The sequence below is a fragment of the Streptomyces sp. GC420 genome, assembly GCF_009916105.1.
Taxonomy (GTDB): domain Bacteria; phylum Actinomycetota; class Actinomycetes; order Streptomycetales; family Streptomycetaceae; genus Streptomyces.
Genome location: NZ_JAAAXQ010000103.1, coordinates 1 through 21648, shown reverse-complemented (window position 1 = coordinate 21648; position 21648 = coordinate 1). Strand labels below are relative to the sequence as shown.

Annotated in this window: 23 protein-coding genes and 1 pseudogene; 12 read left to right on the top strand and 12 right to left on the bottom strand. The window is 73.4% G+C overall.

Annotation, left to right across the window (positions count from 1 at the left end; genetic code table 11):
* The 5 genes from GUY61_RS15415 to GUY61_RS15395 form a co-directional block, all read left to right on the top strand.
* On the top strand, window positions 1–103 hold a 103-nt coding region (locus GUY61_RS15415; protein WP_166630724.1), incomplete at its 5' end, for an acyl-CoA dehydrogenase family protein.
* Between the two features lie 224 nt (window positions 104–327).
* Entirely contained in the window at window positions 328–3093 is a 2766-nt protein-coding gene (locus GUY61_RS15410) for an AAA family ATPase (protein WP_166630723.1), read from the top strand.
* 786 nt (window positions 3094–3879) lie between these two features.
* Window positions 3880–5010 (top strand): polyprenyl synthetase family protein, encoded by a 1131-nt coding sequence (locus GUY61_RS15405; RefSeq protein WP_166630722.1) that lies wholly within the window; start codon window positions 3880–3882, stop codon window positions 5008–5010.
* Between the two features lie 44 nt (window positions 5011–5054).
* The gene (locus tag GUY61_RS15400; RefSeq protein ID WP_166630721.1) at window positions 5055–6215 is read left to right on the top strand and encodes a terpene synthase family protein; all 1161 of its coding nucleotides are present in this window, start codon (window positions 5055–5057) and stop codon (window positions 6213–6215) included.
* Window positions 6216–6262: 47 nt separating this feature from the next.
* The gene (locus tag GUY61_RS15395; RefSeq protein ID WP_166630720.1) at window positions 6263–6925 is read left to right on the top strand and encodes a GPP34 family phosphoprotein; all 663 of its coding nucleotides are present in this window, start codon (window positions 6263–6265) and stop codon (window positions 6923–6925) included.
* A gap of 97 nt (window positions 6926–7022) precedes the next feature.
* Here the strand turns inward: GUY61_RS15395 and GUY61_RS15390 are convergent, their stop codons facing one another.
* The gene (locus GUY61_RS15390; RefSeq protein WP_166630727.1) at window positions 7023–7418 is read right to left on the bottom strand and encodes a PaaI family thioesterase; all 396 of its coding nucleotides are present in this window, start codon (window positions 7416–7418) and stop codon (window positions 7023–7025) included.
* Between the two features lie 69 nt (window positions 7419–7487).
* On the opposite strand from GUY61_RS15390, the pseudogene GUY61_RS40185 reads away from it, so the two are divergent.
* Window positions 7488–7707 (top strand): annotated as a pseudogene (locus tag GUY61_RS40185) (ABC transporter ATP-binding protein); the annotation flags it as partial.
* A gap of 42 nt (window positions 7708–7749) precedes the next feature.
* Here the strand turns inward: GUY61_RS40185 and GUY61_RS15375 are convergent.
* From GUY61_RS15375 to GUY61_RS15365, 3 genes are all read right to left on the bottom strand, one after another.
* Window positions 7750–8385 (bottom strand): DUF305 domain-containing protein, encoded by a 636-nt coding sequence (locus GUY61_RS15375; RefSeq protein WP_166630719.1) that lies wholly within the window; start codon window positions 8383–8385, stop codon window positions 7750–7752.
* On the bottom strand, window positions 8382–9062 hold the full coding sequence (locus GUY61_RS15370) for a DUF3105 domain-containing protein (RefSeq protein ID WP_166630718.1): 681 nt from the start codon (window positions 9060–9062) through the stop codon (window positions 8382–8384). Before GUY61_RS15370 ends, GUY61_RS15375 begins: the two co-directional genes overlap by 4 nt.
* An 84-nt stretch (window positions 9063–9146) precedes the next feature.
* Entirely contained in the window at window positions 9147–9647 is a 501-nt protein-coding gene (locus GUY61_RS15365) for a hypothetical protein (RefSeq protein WP_166630717.1), read from the bottom strand.
* Between the two features lie 184 nt (window positions 9648–9831).
* On the opposite strand from GUY61_RS15365, the gene GUY61_RS15360 reads away from it, so the two are divergent.
* The 3 genes from GUY61_RS15360 (at window position 9832) to GUY61_RS15350 (ending at window position 11907) form a co-directional block, all read left to right on the top strand.
* Window positions 9832–10917: an S-(hydroxymethyl)mycothiol dehydrogenase gene (locus tag GUY61_RS15360; RefSeq protein WP_166630716.1), complete on the top strand. Its 1086-nt coding sequence runs from the start codon at window positions 9832–9834 to the stop codon at window positions 10915–10917.
* Window positions 10917–11546: an MBL fold metallo-hydrolase gene (locus GUY61_RS15355; RefSeq protein ID WP_166630715.1), complete on the top strand. Its 630-nt coding sequence runs from the start codon at window positions 10917–10919 to the stop codon at window positions 11544–11546. Before GUY61_RS15360 ends, GUY61_RS15355 begins: the two co-directional genes overlap by 1 nt.
* Before the next feature lie 199 nt (window positions 11547–11745).
* Entirely contained in the window at window positions 11746–11907 is a 162-nt protein-coding gene (locus GUY61_RS15350) for a hypothetical protein (protein ID WP_166630714.1), read from the top strand.
* 233 nt (window positions 11908–12140) lie between these two features.
* On the opposite strand, the gene GUY61_RS15345 is transcribed toward GUY61_RS15350, so the two are convergent.
* From GUY61_RS15345 to dhaK, 3 genes are all read right to left on the bottom strand, one after another.
* Window positions 12141–12560: a PTS-dependent dihydroxyacetone kinase phosphotransferase subunit DhaM gene (locus GUY61_RS15345; protein ID WP_166630713.1), complete on the bottom strand. Its 420-nt coding sequence runs from the start codon at window positions 12558–12560 to the stop codon at window positions 12141–12143.
* Window positions 12557–13162 carry a dihydroxyacetone kinase subunit DhaL gene (gene dhaL / locus GUY61_RS15340; RefSeq protein ID WP_166630712.1) on the bottom strand — a complete coding sequence of 202 codons (606 nt, stop codon included), beginning with the start codon at window positions 13160–13162 and terminating at the stop codon, window positions 12557–12559. The genes GUY61_RS15345 and dhaL overlap by 4 nt, the downstream gene beginning before the upstream one ends.
* A 123-nt stretch (window positions 13163–13285) precedes the next feature.
* The gene (dhaK, locus tag GUY61_RS15335; RefSeq protein WP_166630711.1) at window positions 13286–14278 is read right to left on the bottom strand and encodes a dihydroxyacetone kinase subunit DhaK; all 993 of its coding nucleotides are present in this window, start codon (window positions 14276–14278) and stop codon (window positions 13286–13288) included.
* A gap of 250 nt (window positions 14279–14528) precedes the next feature.
* Between dhaK and GUY61_RS15330 the strand changes: the two genes are divergently transcribed.
* Together GUY61_RS15330 and GUY61_RS15325 are read left to right on the top strand one after the other, a co-directional pair.
* On the top strand, window positions 14529–14900 hold the full coding sequence (locus GUY61_RS15330; RefSeq protein WP_166630726.1) for a VOC family protein: 372 nt from the start codon (window positions 14529–14531) through the stop codon (window positions 14898–14900).
* 172 nt (window positions 14901–15072) lie between these two features.
* Window positions 15073–15645 carry a MarR family winged helix-turn-helix transcriptional regulator gene (locus GUY61_RS15325; RefSeq protein ID WP_166630710.1) on the top strand — a complete coding sequence of 191 codons (573 nt, stop codon included), beginning with the start codon at window positions 15073–15075 and terminating at the stop codon, window positions 15643–15645.
* A gap of 65 nt (window positions 15646–15710) precedes the next feature.
* Here GUY61_RS15325 and GUY61_RS15320 read toward each other — a convergent pair whose 3' ends face one another.
* From GUY61_RS15320 to GUY61_RS15310, 3 genes are read right to left on the bottom strand one after another with little or no spacing between them, the layout of a single operon-like run.
* Window positions 15711–16649 (bottom strand): hypothetical protein, encoded by a 939-nt coding sequence (locus GUY61_RS15320; RefSeq protein ID WP_166630709.1) that lies wholly within the window; start codon window positions 16647–16649, stop codon window positions 15711–15713.
* A 17-nt stretch (window positions 16650–16666) separates the two neighbouring features.
* The gene (locus tag GUY61_RS15315) at window positions 16667–17392 is read right to left on the bottom strand and encodes a gamma-glutamyl-gamma-aminobutyrate hydrolase family protein (RefSeq protein ID WP_166630708.1); all 726 of its coding nucleotides are present in this window, start codon (window positions 17390–17392) and stop codon (window positions 16667–16669) included.
* The gene (locus GUY61_RS15310; RefSeq protein ID WP_166630725.1) at window positions 17389–18879 is read right to left on the bottom strand and encodes an aldehyde dehydrogenase; all 1491 of its coding nucleotides are present in this window, start codon (window positions 18877–18879) and stop codon (window positions 17389–17391) included. The genes GUY61_RS15315 and GUY61_RS15310 overlap by 4 nt, the downstream gene beginning before the upstream one ends.
* A gap of 190 nt (window positions 18880–19069) precedes the next feature.
* Here GUY61_RS15310 and GUY61_RS15305 point away from each other — a divergent pair, with 190 nt between their 5' ends.
* A complete protein-coding gene (locus tag GUY61_RS15305; protein WP_166630707.1) occupies window positions 19070–19837 on the top strand; it encodes a glutamine amidotransferase-related protein in 768 nt (255 codons plus the stop codon).
* 2 nt (window positions 19838–19839) lie between these two features.
* On the opposite strand, the gene GUY61_RS15300 is transcribed toward GUY61_RS15305, so the two are convergent.
* A complete protein-coding gene (locus tag GUY61_RS15300; protein WP_166630706.1) occupies window positions 19840–21297 on the bottom strand; it encodes an APC family permease in 1458 nt (485 codons plus the stop codon).
* A 142-nt stretch (window positions 21298–21439) separates the two neighbouring features.
* Window positions 21440–21648, bottom strand: a 209-nt coding sequence (locus GUY61_RS39190; RefSeq protein ID WP_208106019.1) for a hypothetical protein, incomplete at its 5' end; no start/stop codon positions are given.

Below are 21648 nucleotides of genomic sequence, written 5' to 3'. Positions count from 1 at the left end.
TGACTACCCGGTCGAGCGGATGATGCGCGACGCCAAGATCACCCAGATCTACGAGGGCACCAACCAGGTCCAGCGCGTCGTCATGGCCCGCAACCTGCCGTAACGGACCCGCGAACCCGACGGACCGACGGACCGGCGAACCCGACGGACCCGCAGCACACGCAGCACCACGCGGCACACGCACAGTCGCCTTCGGACACTGACGGCCATTCAAGTCCGAAGGCGCTGTGGCGCATTCTAGGCGGCTGTTTCCGGACTCGTCGGCGAAATAAGATTGTTGGCCAACACCCTTCTCTTCCGTGACGGACCCGTAGATAGACTTCGCGAATGAGCGTGCAGGACGGGCCCGGCACACCTGAGGCGCCGATCACCGGGGCGGTGGCGCGCGCCGCGCGGTCGTCCCGCAGGCTGCTGGAACGCGACTCCGAGATAGTCGCCGCCCAGACGGCCCTGGACGAACTGGTCGGCCGCCCCGAAGGGGGAGCCACCCCCGGCGAGACGCCGCGCGGCAGACTCCTCGCCTTCACCGGTCCCGCGGGCGCGGGCAAGACGACCGTGGTGACCGAGGTGCGCAGCATGGCCGTCCGCCGCGGCTGCACCGTGCTGTTCGGCCGCGGTGGCGAGCGCGAGCAGAACGCCGCCTTCCACGTGGTCCAGCAGCTCTTCCGGCCACTGCTCACCTCCTATCCCGAACGTGAGCGGGCCGAACTGCTGGGCGACCGCTTCGGCATCGTCGGCCCCTGTGTCGGGCTGTGCCCGGCACAGGACGGGGTGGCACCCGATCCGCCGGGTGTGCGCGACGGCCTCGACCGGGTGCTCGCGAACATAGCCGTCCAGCGCGGTCCGCTGGTCGTCGTGATCGACGACGTCCACTGGGCCGACGCGGAATCCCTCGCCTGGGTCGCCTCGTTCGCCTCCCGCGTCCAGGAGTACCCGGTGCTGCTCATCGTGGCCTACCGCCCCGACGCGCTGCCGGCCGAGGGCGCGGACCTGGCCGAGGCGGTCGGACGCAGCCGCGTCCGCCCCTTCGACCTCGCGCCGCTGTCCTCCGCCGCCGTGACCACCCTGATGAAGGAGGCCCTGGGCGCGGAGGCGGACCAGGAATTCTGCCACGAGGCCTGGGTCGTCACCGGCGGAAACCCCTTCGAGACGGTCGAGCTGGCCGCGAAGGCCCGCGACCGGGGCATGGTTCCCTCGCAGGAACAGGCGCCCCTGCTGCGGAACATGGCGGCCACCACCCGTGGCAGCGGGGTGCTGGAGCGGCTGGAGCCGCTGGGCATCAACGCCGTACGCCTCGCCTGGGCCGCCGCTCTGCTGGGCGCCGAGGCATCCATGGGGCTCGCCGCCTCCGTGTCGGCCCTCACCCCCGAGGCGGCGCTGGCCGCGGCCAAGCGGCTGCGCAAGGCGCGCATCCTCAAGGCCGACGGAGGGGAGAGGACACTGGAGTTCACCCACCCGCTGATCGCCGAGGCGGTGTACCGGGCCATACCCGCGGCGATAAGGGTCGCCCTGCACGGCAAAGTGGCGTGGGAACTCATCGACTCCGGGCGCGGGCCCACCGCCGCCGCGCGCCACCTGCTGGAGACCCACCCCGAGGACGACCACCGGGTCGTGCAGCAACTGCGTTACGCCGCACGGGAACTGCTGCGCACGGGCGCCCCCGACGCGGCCCGCCGATGCCTCATCCGGGCGCTGCAGGAACCTCCCTCCAGGGAGGAACGGGCCATGGTGCTGTACGAACTCGGCCACCCGGCCCTCGTCCAGGACCCCGCCGCCAGGGTCGGCCACCTGCGCGAGGCCCTCGCCGAACCCGCCCTCGACCCGGAACTGCGCGAGGGGGTCGTCCTGCGCCTCGCGCTGGCCCTGGGATACGGCGGCCGCCCCGGCGAGGCACTGGAAGTGGTCGAACAGGAGGCCGCTGCGACCGCCGACCCGGCGATGGCGCTGCGGCTGCACGCCCAGCGCTTCCTGGTCGGTGTCTTCTCCACGCTGGACGAGGCCGAAGCCCCGGCCCGTTCCCAGGAACTGAAGCGTCTCACCGAACGGCTCACCGGCCGCAACCGCACCGAACGCTGCCTGCTCGCGCTGCGCGGCTGGGACGCCGTGATGCGCGGAGAACCGGCGGAGACCGCCCTGGACCACGCGGAACGCGCCGTCGCGCGTGGCATGGGCTGGACCGACGACGAGAACTGGGGCTTCGAGGCCCCCTCGGTGGCGGCCCTCACCTTCCTCGCCTGCGACCGGCCGGACCGCGCCAGGGCCCTTCTTACCGAGGGCATCGCCGAGTTCGAGCGCCACGGATGGCGCGGGGCGCCGCTGGCGGTCAGCTACACCTTCCTCGGCTACACCGAGTACCGCACCGGGCGGCTCGCCGACGCGGAGGACTTCGCCCGCGCCGGGCTGAGCCTCGCGGAACGCGTGGGGCGCGGCGCCCCCGTGCACTGGGACGCGGTCGGGGCGCTGACGGAGATCCTGCTCGCCCGAGGCAGGATCGATGCGGCCGAGGAGCTGAGCGAGCGCTACGGGTTCACCGAGCCCTTCCCGCCGGCGGTGACCGTGCCCGACGCCCGGACCGTACGCGGCCGGCTGCTGCTCGCCCGCGGCATGGCCAAGGAGGCCGCCGAGTGCCTCTCGGACAACGGGCGCAGGCTCGACATCTCCGGATCGCACAACCCCGTGTGGTCCGCGTGGCTGTCGCAGTACGCGCTCGCCACCCATGCCGCCGATCCCGAACGGGCCCGGGAACTCGGTCAGGAGACCCTGCGGCGTGCCGTGCGCTTCGGCACGGAGACCGCCGTCGGTCAGGCCCTGCACGTCGCGGCACGGCTGACCGAGGGCGCCGAGGCCGTCGGACTGCTGGAGCGCGCGGTCGCGCAGTTGGAGCAGTCGCCGTCGGCCTACGACCTCGCCTGTGTCGAAGTCGATCTCGGCGTGGCCCTGCGGCGGGCCGGGCGGCTCTCCGAGGCCGCCGAGTACCTCTACCGCGGAGTCGAGCGCGCCATCCGCTGCGGTGCCGACTCGCTGGCCGTCCGGGCCCGTGACGAACTGGCCGCGGCCGGGCTGCCGCCGCGCCCGCTGACCGGTGAGTCGTAGGGCGTGACGCGGGAGTCCCGCCCGGCGGGCGGACGGCGCGACTCTCGCGACACGCCGTGGGCTCCGCTCCCGGCCACGGCCACACCCACGGCCGCGGTCACTGCCCCGCCCGCTCGGAGTCGGGGAGCGGCTGCCGGCGGTTCGGCTTCGTGGGCTCGGAGTCGGGGAGCGTCCGCTCGGAGTACGGCTCCGCACGCCGGGAGTACGGTGCGCGCCGCCCCCGACGCGCCCGCATCCGCCGGGCGGTGGGGCGACCAGGGCGGTGTCCGGCGACGACCACCCGTGTCACGGCCACCCGTGTCGCGGCCGCCAGGGGGACGGGCGACGCGGAGCGGGCCGCCTCCCCGCTTTCCCAGGACCCGCCGTGAGCGCGCCGGGCCCGTGGAACCGGTGGGATGCCCCGGCCCGGGGCCGGTCCGGCGGGGCGACGGGCACCGGAACGCCTCCCGGCCCGGGGCCGGTACCCGGAGGCGGCGCGGGCCGCCGCCTCCGGCTGCCCGCCCGGCAGCGAGTCCGGCAGCGCCGGGACGGTCCCCGCCTCAGGGGCAGATCGGGTGTTACGGGGCGAAGCGCCTTACCTTTTGCCTTCGTGACGGAGGCTCCGCCTTTACTGATCCGTTAGTTTGTGCAGCCCTCAACGAGTGAAGGCTCAGACTGTTGTTCACGGGCATATGACACGTGCGCCTGGCGTGCGCTGTGCCCAGAAGTTCGTCGTCGGTGCGCCGTTCGCGCGCGGGCGCGTGAGGTCGGTACGTGCCGGGCACGGCCGTCGGGGCAGGGGGCTTCATGGGGGTCTTAAGTTCATCCGCTTCTCTGCTGACGCATGAGGGGGACCACCCTTCGTCGATCGACGCGCCGGCGATCGACACGTCGGAGATCCGCGTCGCCGTCGACGCGGTCTTGGCCGGCTTCCTCGACGCCAAACTCCGTGACGCGGACACTCCCGCGCTCTCGGCGGCGATCGGGACCCTGCGCGGCTTCGTCCTCGCCGGCGGCAAACGGATCCGGCCGGTGCTGTGCGTCTGCGGCTGGTACGCGGGAAGAGGAGAGGGAGACCTGGACCCCGTCCTCCGGGCGGCGGCGTCCCTGGAACTCTTCCACGCGTTCGCGCTGATCCACGACGACGTCATGGACGGCAGCGCCACCCGGCGGGGACAGCCGAGCGTGCACCGGGCGCTCGCGGACATCCACCGCCGGCAGGGCGGCCGGGGTGACGCCGACCGCTTCGGCAGCAACGCCGCCGTACTGCTGGGGGACCTGACCCTGGTCTGGTCCTACGAACTCCTCCACACCGCGGGCCTCGCCCACGACCGGGAGCGCGCGGCGACCGCCGTACTGGATGCCATGCGCACCGAGGTGATGCTGGGTCAGTACCTCGACCTGCTCGGCGACGGCGGCGCGGAGGGCGGCGAGTTCGCCCGTGCCCTGGCCATCGCCCGCTACAAGACGGCCAAGTACACCGTCGAACGCCCGCTGCACCTCGGCGCGGTGCTGGCCGGAGCGGACAGCGCCACCACCGAGGCCTGCACCGACTTCGCCCTTCCCGTCGGCGAGGCGTTCCAGTTCCGCGACGACCTCCTCGGTGTCTTCGGCGACCCGCTGAAGACCGGCAAACCCGTGGTCGACGACCTCCGGGAGGGCAAGCACACGGTGCTGATGGCCATCGCGGCCGAACGGGCCTCCCCTTCCCAACTCCGGCTCCTGGAAGACCTGGTGGGCGATCAGGCGCTCGACGAGCGGCAAGCCGGCGCGGTACGGGCGGTACTCGAGGAGACTGGCGCCCGTCAGGAGGTGGAACGTATGATCACCGACCGCCACAGGATGGCGCTGGCCGTTCTCGGCCGGGCCCCCTTCCCGCCGGCGGTCACCGCGACGATGCGAAGACTGGCCCGGAGCCTCTGCGCACGGGTCTCGTGACCCATTCGACCCAGAACCCCGGCACCAGAACGTCAGGAGCGACCATGGCCGGCATCACGCGTCCTCGTACCACGACCGCTCCCGCGGCGCTTCCGCTCGTCGGGACGGCCCCGGCCGTCCTCAGCGGCGACGGGACCGAGGAAGAGTTCCACATACCCGAACTGCCCAGACTGCTGCCGGTGGCCTACCATCCGAAGGCCGCCCAGATCGAGTTCCAGTCCAACGCCTGGGTGTGCCGGATGCTCGGCGACTGCTTCGCCGACGAGCGGGCACTGCTGGCCTTCCTCCGGCAGCGCAACGGTCTCTACGGCTCGCTCACCGTGCCCGCCGCCACCGAGGAACGCGCCCGCGACATAGCCGATTTCTACCAGTTCGCCACCGTCGTCGACGACGCCGGGGCGGACCGCGGCGCGGTGGGCTCCGGGCACGACCGGGCCCGCGCCGCCTTCGCCAGGATCATGGCTTCCTTCGGGCCCGAGGCCGCCCCGGACGACGACTTCCCCTACAGCCGCGCAGCGGGCGATCTGTGGCGCCGCATCACCCCGGGGCTGGCCGAGCCGCAGGTGCGGCGGTTCAGGGACAGCCTGGAGGCCAACCTGCGCGCGAGCGGCGCGGAGCTGTCGTACCGCTCGACGGAGACGGTGCCCGACCTCGACTCCTATCTGAGCGTGCGCGTGGACAGCTTCGGCTTTCCCTTCATCCTGCTGCTCACCGAGTACGGCGCCGGCGTGGACGCGACCTCGCTCCACTCGGACCCGGACGTCGTCGCCCTGCACCGGCACGCGGTGCGCCAGATGATCCTCATCAACGACGTGCTGTCCTGGCGCAAGGAGCACGCCCTGCACGACACCATGAACGCCGTCCGTGTGGTGCGCGCACACGACGGACTGAGCCTTCAGCAGGCCGTGAACCGGGTGTGCGGCCTGGCCGAGCGGCACGAACTCGCGTACATCGAGACCCGGGACCGCATACGCAACGGCCCCCTCGGCGGCCGGGAGGACGTCCTCACCTACCTCGACGCCCTGGACCACATGATCGGCGGCAGCCAGGAGTTCGAATACCTCACCCCGCGGTACTACGGCGACGGGTATGTGTGGGACGGTGCCACCTCCGGGTGGATCAGCCTCACCGCGCCGATCGCCCGGTTCCGCGCCGAGCCCGGGAGCCGCGGGGGTTCCCCCCGGCCCGGCCGCGGCAACCACTGAGGTCGTTCACCCGTCCTCCTCAGTGGCCGACGAGGAGAGGAGCCGACGTGCCCGTCACACTGGGCGAGGAGATCATGCTGCTGTCGCTGGACGACGAGTCCGGCCAGGCCAAGGAGCGGCAGCACGCGGCCTGGGCGGTCGCCGGCGGCACCCTGCTGGAACTGGTCCTGGCCGGGCGTGTGTCGGTTTCCGCCGGACGGCTGGAGGTCCCCGACCCCTCCCCGACGGGCGTCGCCCTGCTGGACGTCCGGCTGGAACGGATCGCGGACTGGACCGCGCGGAAGAACGGCGGCGGCAAGGTCGTCCAGTGGCTCTCCGAGGAACAGCCCAGGGCCGTGCGTGCCACCGTCGAGAGCCTGTGCGAACGGGGTCTGGTGCGGGAGGAGGAGCACCGGAGGCTCGGCATGTTCCCCGTCCACCGCTACCCGGAGGCCGACGGGTCGGTGGAGCGGGAGCTGCGGGCCCGGCTGGACGCGGTGGTACTGAACGGCGAGGAGCCGGACGACCGTACGAGCGGACTGGTGGCCCTGCTGCACTCGGCGAAACTGCACCGGATCGCCTTCCCCCGGGTGCCCCGCAGGCGGGTGGAGCCGCGCATGGCCGAGATCGCCGAGGGGCAGTGGGCGGGGGACAGCGTACGGAAGGCGATGCGCGAGATGGCGGCCGCGATGGTCGTGATCACGGCGGCCACCGTGCTCGCCGTCACCTGATCCACGCGGTCCACGCGGTCAGCGCGACCGGCCCGGCCCGCTGGGCCCGGCGCGACCGGTGCTCCGCCGCCGGACGCGGGCCCACCGCGGTCGGGCCTCAGCCGAGGAGCGCGTAGACCGTCGACGCGCGGGCGGCGGCCTCCGCGGACCCTTCCGGCGTCATGGTGATGTCGGCGAAGGCCATGCGGCGGCCGAGTTTGGTGAGGAACACCTCGATCAGTACGTCGCTGCCGGTGACCGCGCGCTGGAACGTCGTGGACTGCTGCACCGTGGTCATCGGGACGAAGCCGCCGCGGGCCGCGGACACCGCGATGACGGTGGCGGTGTCGGCGGCAGCCATCAGGGCCTGGCCCGACAGGCCCCCGCCCTCGCGCGCCAGCCGGTCCGACCACGGCAGCCGCAGCAGCACACCGCGGTCCCCGGTCCTCTCCACGGACAACCCGAGGTCCAGAACCCAGGGCGCGAAGTTGCCGGCGAGGATCTTCTCGTACAGGCGTACCCGGGCCCCAGGACGCGGGGACCGAGCCGGAACAGCCGGCCGTCGGTGTGCACATACCCCATCGGCGTGACCGTCCTCTTCGTCACGCACGACATCGACGAGGCGGTCTACCTGGGGCAGCGCGTGCTGATCCTGCCGGGCTCACCCACCGTCGTGCGGGAGCTGTTGAGGATCGACCTGCCCGACGAGCGGGACCAGCTGCGCACCCGCGCCGACCCCCGGTTCGCCGAGCTGCGCCCATGTGTACGAGCAGATCCAGGCGGCGGGGCGGGGCCCCTCCTGAGAGGGGCCCGCCCCGCGCCACGCCGCCCTCAGCCGGGCCGGCTCAAGCCTTCGCGCCGCGCTCGCCGAGCATGTCCGCCATCAGCGTGATCTCGGACTCCTGGGCGCGCGCCATCCCGGCCGCGAGCGTACGGATCTCCTCGCTGGCCGCCTGCTCCGCGGCCGCCGAGGCCATCTCGGCCCCCGCGGTGTGATGGGCGGTCATCAGCCGCAGGTAGCGCACCTCCGCGTCCTCGTCCTTCGCGGCGCGCAGCCCGTCGAGTTCCGCGTCGGTCGCCATGCCGGGCATCAGGGCGCCGTCACGGGGCGCGGTGTGACGGTGACCGTCCATCCACTCCATGGGAGGCCGCCCCGAACTCTTCGGCTCGCCCCAGGCCTCCAGCCAGCCCAGCATCATCCCCCGCTGGTTCGCCTGGGTGTTGATGATGTCGTACGCGAGCCGCCGCACCTCCTCGTCGTCCGTGCGGTCCCGGACGATGAAGGACATCTCGACGGCCTGCTGGTGGTGGACCGACATGTCACGGGCGAAACCGGTGTCGGAGGCGTTCGGGGCCTGCGGCGGGGTCCGGTCCGCCGTGTCGCCGCGGGCCCCCGCCACATAGCCGAGCAGGCCCGCGACGAGTGCGGCGACCAGCGCACCGGCCACCGCCAGCCGCCGCAGGGTGATGGCCGCGCTCACGCGTCGCGCCCGCCGGTGCAGGCCGCACCGGGCTCGGGGGTCTGCTTGCCCTGGACGTACTTGTCGAAGAACGCCTCGACACGGCTGTCGGACGCGGCGCCGACCTTCAGTTGCGCGCCCCAGGCACTGAGCACGATCGGGGAGTCCTGGTCCGGCACGGGACTCATCAGCGAATAAGTCGTGGCCGACACGCGCTTCTTCAGCCTTTCGACGTCGGCGGCCGCCGCCTTGTCGTTGTAGGTGACCCACACGGCGCCGTGCTCCAGGGAGTGCACGGCGTTCTCGTTCGGTATCTCCTTGGCGTAGACGTCCGCGTCGCAGTTCATCCAGACCTGGTTGTGGTCGCCGCCGACCGGCGGGTTCATCGGGTAGTCGACGGGCTTGGAGACGTGGTTCTGGGTGAGGTCCTTCCAGGTCTTCACCCCCTTGATGTCGGCGTCCCGCGCCGCGGCCGCCGCCTGCTCCTGCTTCTTGTCCTCGCTGAGGAAGTACCAGACACCGCCGGCCAGGGCGGTGACGATCGCCGCCGAGGCGACGATGGTGATGACGCGCATACGGCGCTCGCGGGCGCGTTCGAGCCGGCGCGCCTCCTCGATCTTCGCCCGGCGGTCGTTGGCCGCCGACCGCTTGGGGGAGTTCTTGGTGCCGCTGCTCTTGTTCGTCTTGGCGGAGCCCATGGGAAAGCCCTTGTCTGTATAGGGAACACCGGGTGGACAGACGCACGGACAGGTGCGTCTCGGGGCCGAACAGGCGGTACCGGGCTAGGTGCGCTGAATCTGGAGAAGGTGCAGGTCGACGCGGGAGGGCGCCTCGCTGGAGGGTCCGCGGATCCCCGCACCGCCCGCGCTGTGCACGGGCTGGACGCCGCACGGGGGCGCGGTCGCGGCGAGGGGTCCCACCGGGCCCGGCAGCACGGCCCGCGCGGGCTGCCCCGCGTCGCCGTGGCACGAGCTGCCGTCGTCTTCCCAGCCGTGCGCGCCGTCCGGCGCGGCGACGGCCGGTGACGCCGGGCGCCCGGCGCCGGCGGGCGCGTACGGCTGCCACGGGACCGGAGGAGCGGAGAGCCGCGCGGGCGCGGGCTCAAGGACCCGGCCGAGGGACCGCGCCGGCGCGTGCCCCGCGTCCCCGCCCGAAGCGTGCGCGCCCGTGTGCGCCGGAGAGGCACCCAGGAGGGTCAGCAGCACCAGGACGGCCGGCACGCAGGCCCGCAGAGCGGACGGCGGGCGGCCGTCGCTCCCGGATCCCCTCGCGTACGCCCTCATGGCAGCAGATCATATGTGCGAGCACTGCTTTCCCGCCCTCCTCCTCCGCAACCGTGCGGGGGCCCCGTTCGCGTCCGTGCGCCGCCGCGTATCGGCCTGTGGCGCGCGGAAATCCGTGATACGGATTCTTGGGATCACTCGGACGGCCCGGTGTGCGCACCGGGTTCACGGAAGGCTTGCACCCATGACGCAGGAAGTACGCGGTGTCGTCGCCCCGGGCAGGAACGAACCGGTGCGGATCGAGACGATCGTCGTCCCGGACCCCGGTCCGGGCGAGGCGGTGGTACGGGTGCAGGCCTGCGGAGTGTGCCACACCGATCTGCACTACAAGCAGGGCGCCATCAACGACGACTTCCCCTTCCTGCTCGGCCACGAGGCCGCGGGCATCGTGGAGGAGGTGGGGGAGGGGGTGACCGACGTCGCCCCCGGCGACTTCGTGATCCTCAACTGGCGGGCCGTGTGCGGCCAGTGCCGGGCCTGCCTGCGCGGTCGTCCCTGGTACTGCTTCAACACCCACAACGCGAGCCGGAAGATGACGCTGGCCGACGGCACCGAGCTGTCCCCGGCACTGGGCATCGGCGCCTTCGCCGAGAAGACGCTCGTGGCGGCCGGGCAGTGCACCAAGGTCGACCCGTCGGTGAGACCGGCGGTGGCGGGACTCCTCGGCTGCGGGGTGATGGCCGGCATCGGCGCCGCCATCAACACCGGCAACGTGGGGCGCGGCGACACCGTCGCCGTCATCGGCTGCGGTGGCGTCGGGGACGCGGCGATCGCGGGCTCCCGGCTCGCCGGGGCCGCGAGGATCATCGCCGTGGACATCGACCCGCGCAAGCTCGAGACCGCGAGGAAGATGGGCGCCACCCACACGGTCAACTCCAGGGAGACCGACGCCGTCGAGGCGATCCGCGAGCTGACCGGCGGCTTCGGCGCGGACGTGGTGATCGAGGCGGTCGGCCGCCCGGAGACGTACAAGCAGGCCTTCTACGCCCGCGACCTGGCGGGCACGGTCGTCCTGGTCGGAGTGCCGACCCCGGACATGAAGCTGGAACTGCCGCTGCTGGACGTCTTCGGCCGCGGCGGATCGCTCAAGTCCTCCTGGTACGGGGACTGCCTGCCCTCGCGCGACTTCCCGATGCTGATCGACCTCCACCTCCAGGGCCGGCTCGACCTGGAGTCCTTCGTCACCGAGACGATCGCACTGGACGAGGTGGAGAAGGCGTTCGAGCGGATGCACGGCGGCGACGTCCTGCGTTCCGTGGTGGTGTTCTGATGGCCGCCCGCGTCGACCACATCGTCACCTCCGGCACCTTCTCGCTGGACGGCGGCACCTGGGACGTCGACAACAACGTCTGGATCGTCGGCGACGACTCCGAGGCCGTCGTCATCGACGCCGCCCACGACGCCGACGCGATCGCCCGGGCCCTCGGCGGCCGGACGCTGCGCGCCGTCGTCTGCACCCACGCGCACAACGACCACATCGACGCCGCTCCCGCGCTGGCCGCCCGTACCGGCGCACCCGTGCTGCTGCACGGCGACGATCTGCCGCTGTGGAAGCAGACCCACCCCGACCGGGCACCCGACGGCGAACTGACGGACGGTCAGGTGATCGCGGTGGCGGGCACGGAGCTGACGGTGCTGCACACGCCCGGGCACGCACCCGGCGCGGTGTGCCTGTACTCGCCCTCCCTCGGGACCGTGTTCACCGGAGACACCCTCTTCCAGGGCGGTCCCGGCGCCACGGGCCGTTCGTTCTCACACTTTCCGACCATCATCGACTCGATCCGCGACCGGCTGCTGAGCCTGCCGCCGGAGACCGTCGTACGGACCGGGCACGGTGGCTCCACGACCATCGGCGCCGAGTCCCCGCACCTTCAGGAGTGGGTCGACCGGGGCCACTGAAGTGCCGGCCCGGCACCGACCGGGGTCCGCCGTTCCCCGCCCTCTCCCCGCTCGCGCCCCGGGCGGAGGCGGCCGGGGACGGCCGCCCGACGGGCGCAGGCACCGCCGGTGCGGCGCCTGCTTCCGCGCGGCGGGGGGGGGAGTGCGCTCACAGGCCGGGCAAGGGCTGTTCGGCCCAGATGATCTTACCTTCGGTGGTGTGGCGAGTGCCCCAACGCCGCGTGAACTGGGAGATCAGGAGCAGGCCGCGGCCGCCCCCACCGCCACCACCGGTGCCGGTGCCGGGACGCGGGCCGACCGCCCCGGCGAGCCGGCTGCCGGGGCGGCACGCCATGGGGTCACCGCCCCCGCCGGGCCGTGATTCCCGCCGGGCCTTCGGGCCGGAGGCCGTGCTGCCGTCGTCACGGACGCATCCGCGTGAGCGGGCCTCGCGCCTCGTCGCGGCCGAGGAGGAGGGGCTGCCATCGCGACACGGCCGGGAGCCGCGGGCCCTCCGCCCGGCGCGGCTCCGTCGTGGCCGGGGCATCAGGCCGGCCCCGGCCGGGGCGGGTTGCCGGGCGGCGGCGGCGACGGCGGCCCTCCCCGGCCGGAGTCTCACACCTTGCGGTAGGCGTACGCCTCCGCCGCCGCGGCCTCCACCTCGTCCAGACGGGCGCCCGTCGAGGCGGAGACGACGGCGGCCACGGCGCCCTCGACGAAGGGGGCGTCGACGAGGCGCGTGTTCCCGGGGAGCTCGTCGCCATCGGCGAGGAGGGCCTTGACGGTCAGGACCGCGCTGCCGAGGTCGGCGAGGACGGCCACACCCGCCCCCCGGTCCACCGTGTGCGCGGCCGCCGTGACCAGTTCCGAGCTGGTGCCGAGACCGCCGTCGGCGGTCCCTCCGGCCGCCGCGACCCGGACCGTGCCGCCGCCTCCCGCGAGCCCCTTCGCCAGTTCGGCCACGGCCTCGGCGACGGCCGCGCTGTGCGAGACCAGCACGATGCCGACCGCCCCGTGTTCGCTGCCGCCGCTCATGCCCCGGCCACCTGCGCCAGCGCGCCGACCAGCAGGGCCGAGGAGGCCGCACCGGGGTCCTCGTGACCGATGCTGCGCTCGCCCAGATAGCTGGCCCTGCCCTTGCGCGCCCGCAACGGCACTGTGTCCAGCGCCCCCTTCGCCGCGGCCTCGCGTGCCGCCCCGAAGGACCCGGGACCGCCCAGCGCCCCGACGGCCGGCACCAGGGCGTCCAGCATCGTCTTGTCACCGGGCGCCGCGCCGCCCAGCGCGGCGACCGCGTCCACACCCGCGCGCAGCGCCCCGGCCAGCTGCTCCGCGGTGACCTCCGCCGCATCGCCGAGCGCCTTGCCGGTGCGCCGCAGCAGCGTCCCGTAGAGCGGGCCCGAGGCACCGCCCACCTTGGAGATCAGCTCCCGGCCCGCCAGCACCATCACGGCACCGGGCGTGCCGGGCGGCTCCTTCTCCAGGGCCTGCGTGACGGCCTGGAAACCGCGCCGCATGTTGATGCCGTGATCGGCGTCGCCGATCGCGGAGTCCAGTTCGGTCAGCCGGCCGGCCTCGCGGTCCACGGCGGCCGCGGCCGTCACCATCCAGCGGCGGAAGAAGTCGGCGTCCAGCACCCGGTGGCCTCCTCGATCTCGGTGCGCCTCGACCTCGTATCGACCTCGTAACCGTACGGCCGCGCGCGTCGTCACCCCGTACGGGCGCCTCCCCGCACGGCTGTCACGCCGTACGGGCGGTGTTCAGCAGCCCCACCGCAGCGCGGCCGTACGCACCGGCGCGTCCCAGAGCCTCAGCAGCTCCTCGTCGGCCTGGCACAGTGTCACCGAGCAGCCGGCCATGTCGAGCGAGGTCACATAGTTCCCGACGAGCGTACGGGCCACGGGCACCCCGCGCTCGGCCAGCACCCGGTGCACCTCCGCGTTGAAGCCGTACAGCTCCAGCAGCGGCGTGGCCCCCATGCCGTTCACCAGGGCCAGCACCGGACCGGTGGGCCGCAGGTCCTCCAGCACGGCGTCCACGGCGAAGTCCGCGATCTCGCCCGAGGTCATCATGCCGCGCCGTTCCCGGCCCGGCTCGCCGTGGATGCCGATGCCCAGCTCCAGCTCGCCCGCCGGCAGGTCGAAGGTGGGACTGCCCTTGGCCGGGGTCGTACAGGCGCTCAGCGCCACACCGAAGGACCGGCAGGAGGCGTCGACCTGCCGGGCGATCGACTCCACGCGCTCCAGCGGCGCGCCCTCGTCGGCCGCGGCCCCGGCGATCTTCTCCACGAACAGGGTGCCGCCGGTGCCGCGCCGCCCCGCCGTGTAGAGGCTGTCCGTGACCGCCACGTCGTCGTCGACGAGCACCTTCGCGATCTGTACGCCCTCGTCCTCGGCGAGCTCCGCCGCCATGTCGAAGTTGAGGACGTCACCGGTGTAGTTCTTGACGACGAACAGCACACCCGCGCCGCTGTCCACGGCGGCCGCGGCGCGCACCATCTGGTCGGGCACGGGGCTGGTGAAGACCTCGCCGGGGCAGGCGGCGGACAGCATGCCGGGACCGACGAATCCGGCGTGCAGCGGCTCGTGCCCCGATCCGCCGCCGGAGACCAGGCCCACCTTCCCCGCGACCGGCGCGTCCCGCCGCACGATCACCCGGTTCTCCACGTCCACCACGAGCTCGGGGTGGGCGGCGGCCAGGCCCCGCAGCGCGTCCGCCACTACGGTCTCCGCCACGTTGATCAGCATCTTCACGGGTAGCTCCTCGGCAGACGGGCAGCGGTGGCTGCGTCCTGGTCCTGCGGTTCGCCAGTGGGTACGCCGGTTGTCCGCCCCGGCGGCTGCGGGTGTGTACCGCCCCGGCCCAGTATCGGCCGGACGGGGCCGTCGGCGCAGCAGGGCGAACGCGGTGCGGCGCGAGCGATGAGTCCGCCGGCCCGGTCCGGTCCGTACTGGTGAAGGAACACAGAACTGGTGCATGAACAGAGAAACCCAGGAGGCGATCATGTTCGCGACGACGAAGGCGTTCAGCGGTTTCTCGGTGGACGACATCGACGCGGCCAGGAAGTTCTACGGCGAGACGCTCGGCATCAGGGTCTCCGAGGAGAACGGACTGCTCACCCTGCACATCGCGGGCGACCGGGACGTGCTTGTCTACCCCAAGCCGGACCACACCCCGGCGACGTACACCGTCCTCAACTTCCCCGTCGACGACATCGAGGCCGCCGTGGACGAACTGGCCTCCCGCGGGGTCGGACTCGAGCGCTACGAGCATCTGGAGGCGGACGAGAAGGGCATCTTCCGCGGCGGTGGCCCGCTGATCGCCTGGTTCACCGACCCGGCGGGCAATGTGCTGTCCGTGCTCCAGCCCTCGTGACCGTCCCGTGAGGCGTTCCGTGCCGGCCGGGCGCGAGGCCGTGCCGGCCGGGCGCCGGGCCGTGCGGGTCCGTGGCGGGCCGGCCGACGGCCGTGACATGCGGCGGGTGCCCTGTGGTCAGGCGCACCCGTGCTCGTACAATTTGGCTCCGAACGATCGAAGGAGCCCGCCCGTGCCCGGTCAGCGGTCCATCACCGAAGCCGAGAAACTGGCGGAGGCGAAACTCGGCGGCATCCCGGTCCGCCGCGAGCAGATGGCCGTGGTGGCCAACATCTACCGCGCCGCCTCCGCCGTCCGCCAGCACCTGGAGAACTCCGTGCTGCGCGGGTCAGACCTGACCTGGACGGCGTTCGTCGTGCTGTGGGTGGTCTGGATCTGGGGCGAGTCGGAGACGCGCCACGTGGCGGAGGAGGCCGGCATCTCCAAGGGGACGCTCACCGGGGTCGTCCGCACCCTGGAGTCCCGCGGGCTGGTGCGGCGCGCCGGGCATCCGACCGACGGCCGGCTGGTGCTGCTCAGCCTCACGGAGGAGGGCGAGGCGCTGATGCGGCGCGTCTTCCCGGCGTTCAACGAGGAGGAGGCGTTCGTCACCGGGCAGCTCGGCGAGGAGGAGTGCCGCAGCGTCGCGGAGGGGCTGCGTCGCGTCGTGCTCCAGGTGGAGGAGCACGGCGAGGAGCGCCGCCTCGCGCTGCTCGACGGCGCGGAGCCCGCGCCGCGGCGCAGCGGCCGCCGGTCCAGGGGCTGACCGGGCGGCGCCCGTGCCCGGTCCGCCGCGCCCGGTCCGCCGCGCCCGTTGCCGGACACGGCGCGTCAGCCGGACAGCCGGCCGTACCAGTAGGTGTAGCGCTCCACCGGATCCCCGTCGTGGTTCCACGGCCATTCGGTGACCAGTTCCCCCGTGGCGCGGAGCACCGGCGCCGCGTCCGCGGTGCGGCCGGCGCGCACCAGGGCGTGGGCGAGCAGGTTGAGGTCGGCGACGGTGGCGGCGTGGGTGAGGAAGCCGGGCCGCGGCCAGTGTTCCAGCGCGTCGTCGATCAGGGGCGCCACATGCGGCTGGGCCCAGTAGCGGCTCATGCCGAGGGCCCGGGTGCCGCCCGCCGCCAGGTCGCGGTGGAACTGCCGGACGGCCGCGGCCAGCGGCAGGCAGGCCGCGGGCGCGCCGGGCGGCATGGCGGCGACGACGTCGTCCACGAACTCCCGCACCGAGGACTGGCTGCCGCGTTCCTCCGGCGACAGGTGGCCGAGGATCTGCAGGTGCGCCTCGCGGTGCCACGGGTCGCGTGCCGTGATCTCCCGCCATACGGGGGTGAGTTCCCGGCTGGGACGGCCGAGGAGTCTGAGCAGGGCGAGCCGTGCGACCCACGGCGTGGGGTCGGCCGGGCAGGCCTCGGCGGCCAGCCGGCAGGTCTCCAGCGTGGCCCGCGGATCATCCAGGACGCCGGTGGCGCGGGCCACGGCCAGATCGGCCCAGGCGTGCAGGATCAGCGCGTCCGGGTCCCGCGGCCTGCGCAGCCGCCAGCCGCGGGCGAGGGCGGGCGCCGCCTCGGCGAGGACGGAGACCCGGTGGCAGCGGCGGTCCCAGTCGTCGCCGGTGGTCCTGAGCAGCTGCTCCAGCTGCGCGACGGCGATGTCCTGGGGACCGGAGCCGCGCGAGACGGCGATGCCGCGCAGGACCCGTCCGAGCGCGGGGTCGTCGAGTTCCGGTGCGAGCCGTGGTGCGCGGCGTCTGCGGCGTCCCAAGAGGGCCATGGAGGCTTCGTCCCTTGTCAGCGGTGGCGTGCGGCGGCACGTACGAAGGCGTCGAACAGGCCCTGCTGGGCGGGGTCCTGATGAGCGGTGTCCTCGGGATGCCACTGGACGGCCGTGAACCAGCCCTTTGCGCCGGGGAGTTCGAGGGCCTCCGCGGTGCCGTCGGCGGCGCGCGCGGTCACTTCCAGGCCGGAACCGGTGCGGTCCACCCGCTGGTGGTGGTAGCAGGAGACGTCCGCCTTGGGCGCGCCGACGGCCGCCTCGACCAGTGAGCCCGGCCGGAGCGCGACGGGATGCACCAGATGGCGGTGCTCCGTGTCCGGCCCGCCCATGTCCTGGTGCAGTGTGCCGCCGAGGGCGACGTTGACGGCCTGGAGGCCGCGGCACACCGCGAGCAGAGGCGTCCCCGTTTCCAGTGCCCGCCGGGCCAGTTCGAGGTCGAAGGCGTCCTGCTCGTCGTCCACGTCGTACACGCTGGTGTGCGTGTCCGCGGCTCCGTAGCGGTACGGGGCGAGGTCGCCGCCGCCGGGCAGCAGCAGGCCGTCGAACCCGGCCAGCCGGGCGGCCACCTCGGCCGGGTCCGCGGTGCCGCCCGGCGCGTGCGGGTGGAGGGCGAGCGGTTCACCGCCGGCCCGCCACACGGCCTCGATCAGGGCGCGGGCGCTGACCTCGGCGGCGTACCGGAGGGCGGAGGTGGAGGCGGCGAAACGGGCGGGCACGGCGATCAGCGGCCGGTTCGTCACAGCTGGATCCAAGTCGTCTTGAGTTCGGTGTACTTCTCGAGGGCGTGGGCGGACTTGTCGCGGCCGTTGCCGGACTGCTTCATCCCGCCGAAGGGCACGGTCAGGTCGCCCTCCTCGTAGCAGTTGACCCAGACCGTGCCGGCCCGCAGCGCCCGGGAGACCCTGTGCGCGGTGGACAGGTCGGAGGTCCACAGGCCCGCGGCGAGTCCGTACTCGGTGGCGTTGGCGAGGGCGACCGCCTCGTCGAGGTCGTCGAAGGTGAGGACGGACAGCACCGGCCCGAAGATCTCCTCGCGGGCGAGCCGCATTCCCGGCTCCACCCGGTCGAGGACCGTGGGCTCCAGGAAGCTGCCGCCGCTGCCGGGCAGCGCGCGGCCGCCTCCGGTGCGCAGCCGCGCCCCCTCGGCGATGCCGCCGCCGACGTGGTCGAGCACGCGGGCGAGGTGGGCCTCGCCGACCAGCGCGCCCATCTCGGTGGCCGGGTCGAGGGGGTCGCCCACGCGCAGCGCGCGGGCCCGCTCCACGACCGCCTCGGTGACCCGCTCCGCGACGGAGGAGTGGACCAGCAGCCGGGAGGGGGCCGTGCACATCTCGCCCTGGTTGAAGAAGATGCCCCAGGCCGCGGTGGCGGCCGCCCGGTCCAGGTCGGGGGCGTCCGGGAGGATGATGTTGGGGGACTTGCCGCCCAGTTCGAGCCAGACCCGCTTGAGGTTGGAGTCGGCGGCGTACCGCAGGAAGTGCCGGCCGACCGCGGTGGACCCGGTGAACGCGAGCACGTCGACGTCCGGGTGCAGGCCGATGGCCCGCCCGGCGGTGGGTCCGTTGCCGCACACGACGTTCAGCACACCCGGCGGCAGCCCGGCCTCGGTGGCGAGCCGCCCGAGCAGCAGCGCGGACAGGGACGAGAACTCCGAGGGCTTCAGGACGACGGTGCAGCCGGCCGCCAGCGCGGGGGCGACCTTCCAGGAGGCCAGGGTCAGCGGGAAGTTCCACGGCACCACCGCGCCGACGACACCGGCCGGTTCACGGGTGACGAGCGCGAGCGAGTCGGGGGCCGTGTGCGGGGACTCGTCCGTGAGCTTGTCGGCCAGTTGCCCGTACCACCGGAAGGTGCTGATCGCGGCGCGCAGCTCGATCTCGTACGCGTCGGTGACGGGCTTGCCCATCTCCAGGCTGATGGTGAGGGCGAGTTCGGCCCGGCGCTCCTCGAGGAGTCCGGCGATCCGCAGCAGCGCCCGGCCCCGTTCGGCGGGGGACAGGCGGGGCCAGGGGCCTGAGTCGAAGGCGCGGCGGGCGGCGGCCACGGCGGCGTCGACCTCCGCGGCGCCCGCGTCGGCGACCTTCGCGAGCACCTGGCCGTCGCGGGGGGAGACCGCGGAGTAGCTCCGTCCGCCGCCCGGTTCGTCGGCGCCGTCGATGTGATGGGCGCCGGACGGGTCCAGTGCCCCGGCGCGGCGCAACCACTCGTCGTGGGTGGCGTCCAGCATGCGGGCCTCCAGCTCGGATAACATGTTTGAGGTCAAACGATATGGATCGCCCCGGTCCGCCGCAAGGGCTTCCGGGTCGCGGGCGCACATATTGTTTGGAGTCGTACGATGGCCTGTCGCCCGGGTGATCCGGGTGATCCGGGTGATCCGGGGAGGGTCACAGCTTCAGCCGTGGAAGGGAGAGCCGGCCGTGCGAGCACTCGTCATCCGGCACGAGCACGTCACCCGGCCGGGGGAGGTGGGGGCGCGGCTCGCCGAACACGGCTACGACCTCACGGTCCTGACCGTGGTCCCCGAGGACCGCCACCACACCCCGGACGTGTCGTTCGACTTCCCCGACGCCGGCGACTGGGATCTGATCACGGTGTTCGGCGCCCCCTGGTCGGTGTACGACGACACGGCCGTCGGCGGCTGGATCGGCGGCGAGCTCGCACTGCTGCGCAAGGCCCACCACCTCGGCGTCCCGGTGCTGGGCGTCTGCTTCGGCGCCCAGGCCCTGTCCGCCGCCCTCGGCGGCGGAGTCGAGCCCGCCCCGCGTCCCGAGATCGGCTGGTACGGGGTGGACACCGACGACCCCGGGCTCATAACGCCCGGGCCGTGGTTCCAGTGGCACCACGACCGCTGCGTCCTCCCGCCCGGCGCCGTGGAAGTGGCCCGCGGCGCCGTGGGCCCCCAGGCGTTCCGGGTCGGACGCAGCCTGGGCGTGCAGTTCCACCCGGAGGCGAGCCCCGCGCTGGTGCGGGGCTTCCTCGCGAACGGAGGGGAGGCGGACTGCCTGCGGAACGGAGTCGATCCGCGAGGACTGCTCGCGCGCACCCGCGACCTGGAGCAGGCGGCGCGGTCGGCCGCCCGCCACCTTGTCGACGGGTTCCTCGACCGGGTGGCGGGCACCCGCCCCGGTCCCGTCCCCGGTCCCGTCCCCGGTCCCGGGGCGGGCGCCGGGACCGGGGACGGGTGAGGTCACCCTCCGGCCGTCGTCCTGCCGCGGGTCACCCGGGCGGCGACGAAGCCCAGGGCCAGGACCGCGGGGACGGCGAGCTCCAGCCAGGTGGCCGTGGCCCGGTCGCCGCCGATGAGGGTGGTGAAGTTGGCCAGGATCAGCCAGAGCGCCCCCGCGATGCCGGCCGCGCCCAGGGCGGGGGCGATCACCGTGTTCCAGGGGCGGGTGTCCAGGCGCTCCCGGCGGAAGAAGGCGATCACCGAGACCGAGGTCAGCAGAAGCAGCAGCATCATGCCGAGGACCGCCACCCCGCTGAACCACGAGAAGAGCGTCAGTACGGGGTCCTTGCCGGCCAGCGCGAACGGCACGACCAGCGCGCAGGCGACCGCGGTCTGCACGACTCCCGCGGCCCAGGGGGCGTGCCGCTTGTTGAGCACGCACAGCCTGCGCGGCAGCAGCCCTTCGCGGCCGAGTGAGAACAGGTAGCGGTTGGCGGAGTTGTGGAAGGCGAGGATGCCGGCGAAGAGGGAGGTGGCGAGCAGGACCGGCAGTACCTCGTCGACCCAGCCGCCGAGCAGGTCGGCGACCGGCGCGAAGACGAACGCGGCGCCGTCGCCGCCCTCCAGCGCGCTTCCCGCGGCGCCCGTGGCGGCCGAGGCGCCGTGGGAGGAGATCAGCATCCAGGAGGTGAGGGCGAAGAAACCGGTGACGACGACCACCGAGAGGTAGGTGGCCCTGGGGACGGTCCTGCTGGGCTCCCTGGCCTCCTCGCCGTAGATCGCGGTGGCCTCGAAACCGAACATCGACGCCACGGCGAACATGACCGCCACTCCGGGTGCCCCCTGCAGGGCCGCGCCCGGTGAGAAGCTCTCCGCGAATCCGAGGCCCTCCGGGCCGCCGCCCTTGAGCAGGGTGACCAGGGCGAAGACGAGCAGGATGCTGAACTCGGCCAGGACGAAGACCGCCAGCACCTTGGCGCCCATCTCGATGCCCGCGGCGCCGAGCGCCTGTACGACGGCCATGGTGACCAGCGCCCAGACCCACCACGGCGCGTCCAGCCCCGCGTAGTGCGAGACGAGGCCGCTCACCAGGGCTCCGTACAGGCCGTACATGGCCGCCTGGATGGCGCAATAGGAGAAGAGGGCCACCCCCGCGCTGCCGGAGCCGGTGGTCCGGCCGAGACCCCGGCCGATGTAGGTGTAAAAGGCTCCGGCGTCCACGACGTGCCGGCTCATGGCGACGAACCCGACGGAGAACAGCAGGATGACGGCCCCCGCCGCGGCGTACGCGGCGGGAGCGCCGGCGCCGTTGCCCAGGGCGACGGCGATGGGCACGGCCCCGGCGATGCCGGTCAGCGGCGCCTGTGCGGACAGGACGAAGAAGAGGATGCCCAGAACGCCGAGGGCGTTGGGCTTGAGCGTGCCCGAGGTGTGGGCGTCCTGCGCGGTCAGGGTTCTGTCGACCGTTTGACTGTCCACTGGTGATCACCTTGCCAGGGAGGGGAGCGGTAGGTTGTTTTGAGCCAAACGAGTTGCCCCATCCTGGGGTTGGGCTATCCATTTGGCAAGGGGTTCCACCGGGGTTTTGCCGAAGGCGCCTGTTTCTTTACGGGGGCGTAATTCACGCCGGGGTCACCGCCGCCTCGTGCCGCCGCTCGGCCACGCCGGCTTCCTGCGGATCGGCCCACCAGGTCGGGTCGTGCGAGGACGTTCCAAGTGCTTGCGCCACGGTGTCCGCGAGGTTCCGGCGCCGGTCCGTCCCGGGGACGGAGGCACCGACCGCGGCCGACGGCGGAGGTCCGGCACCGGAGGCGGGGAGGCGGCGGGGGT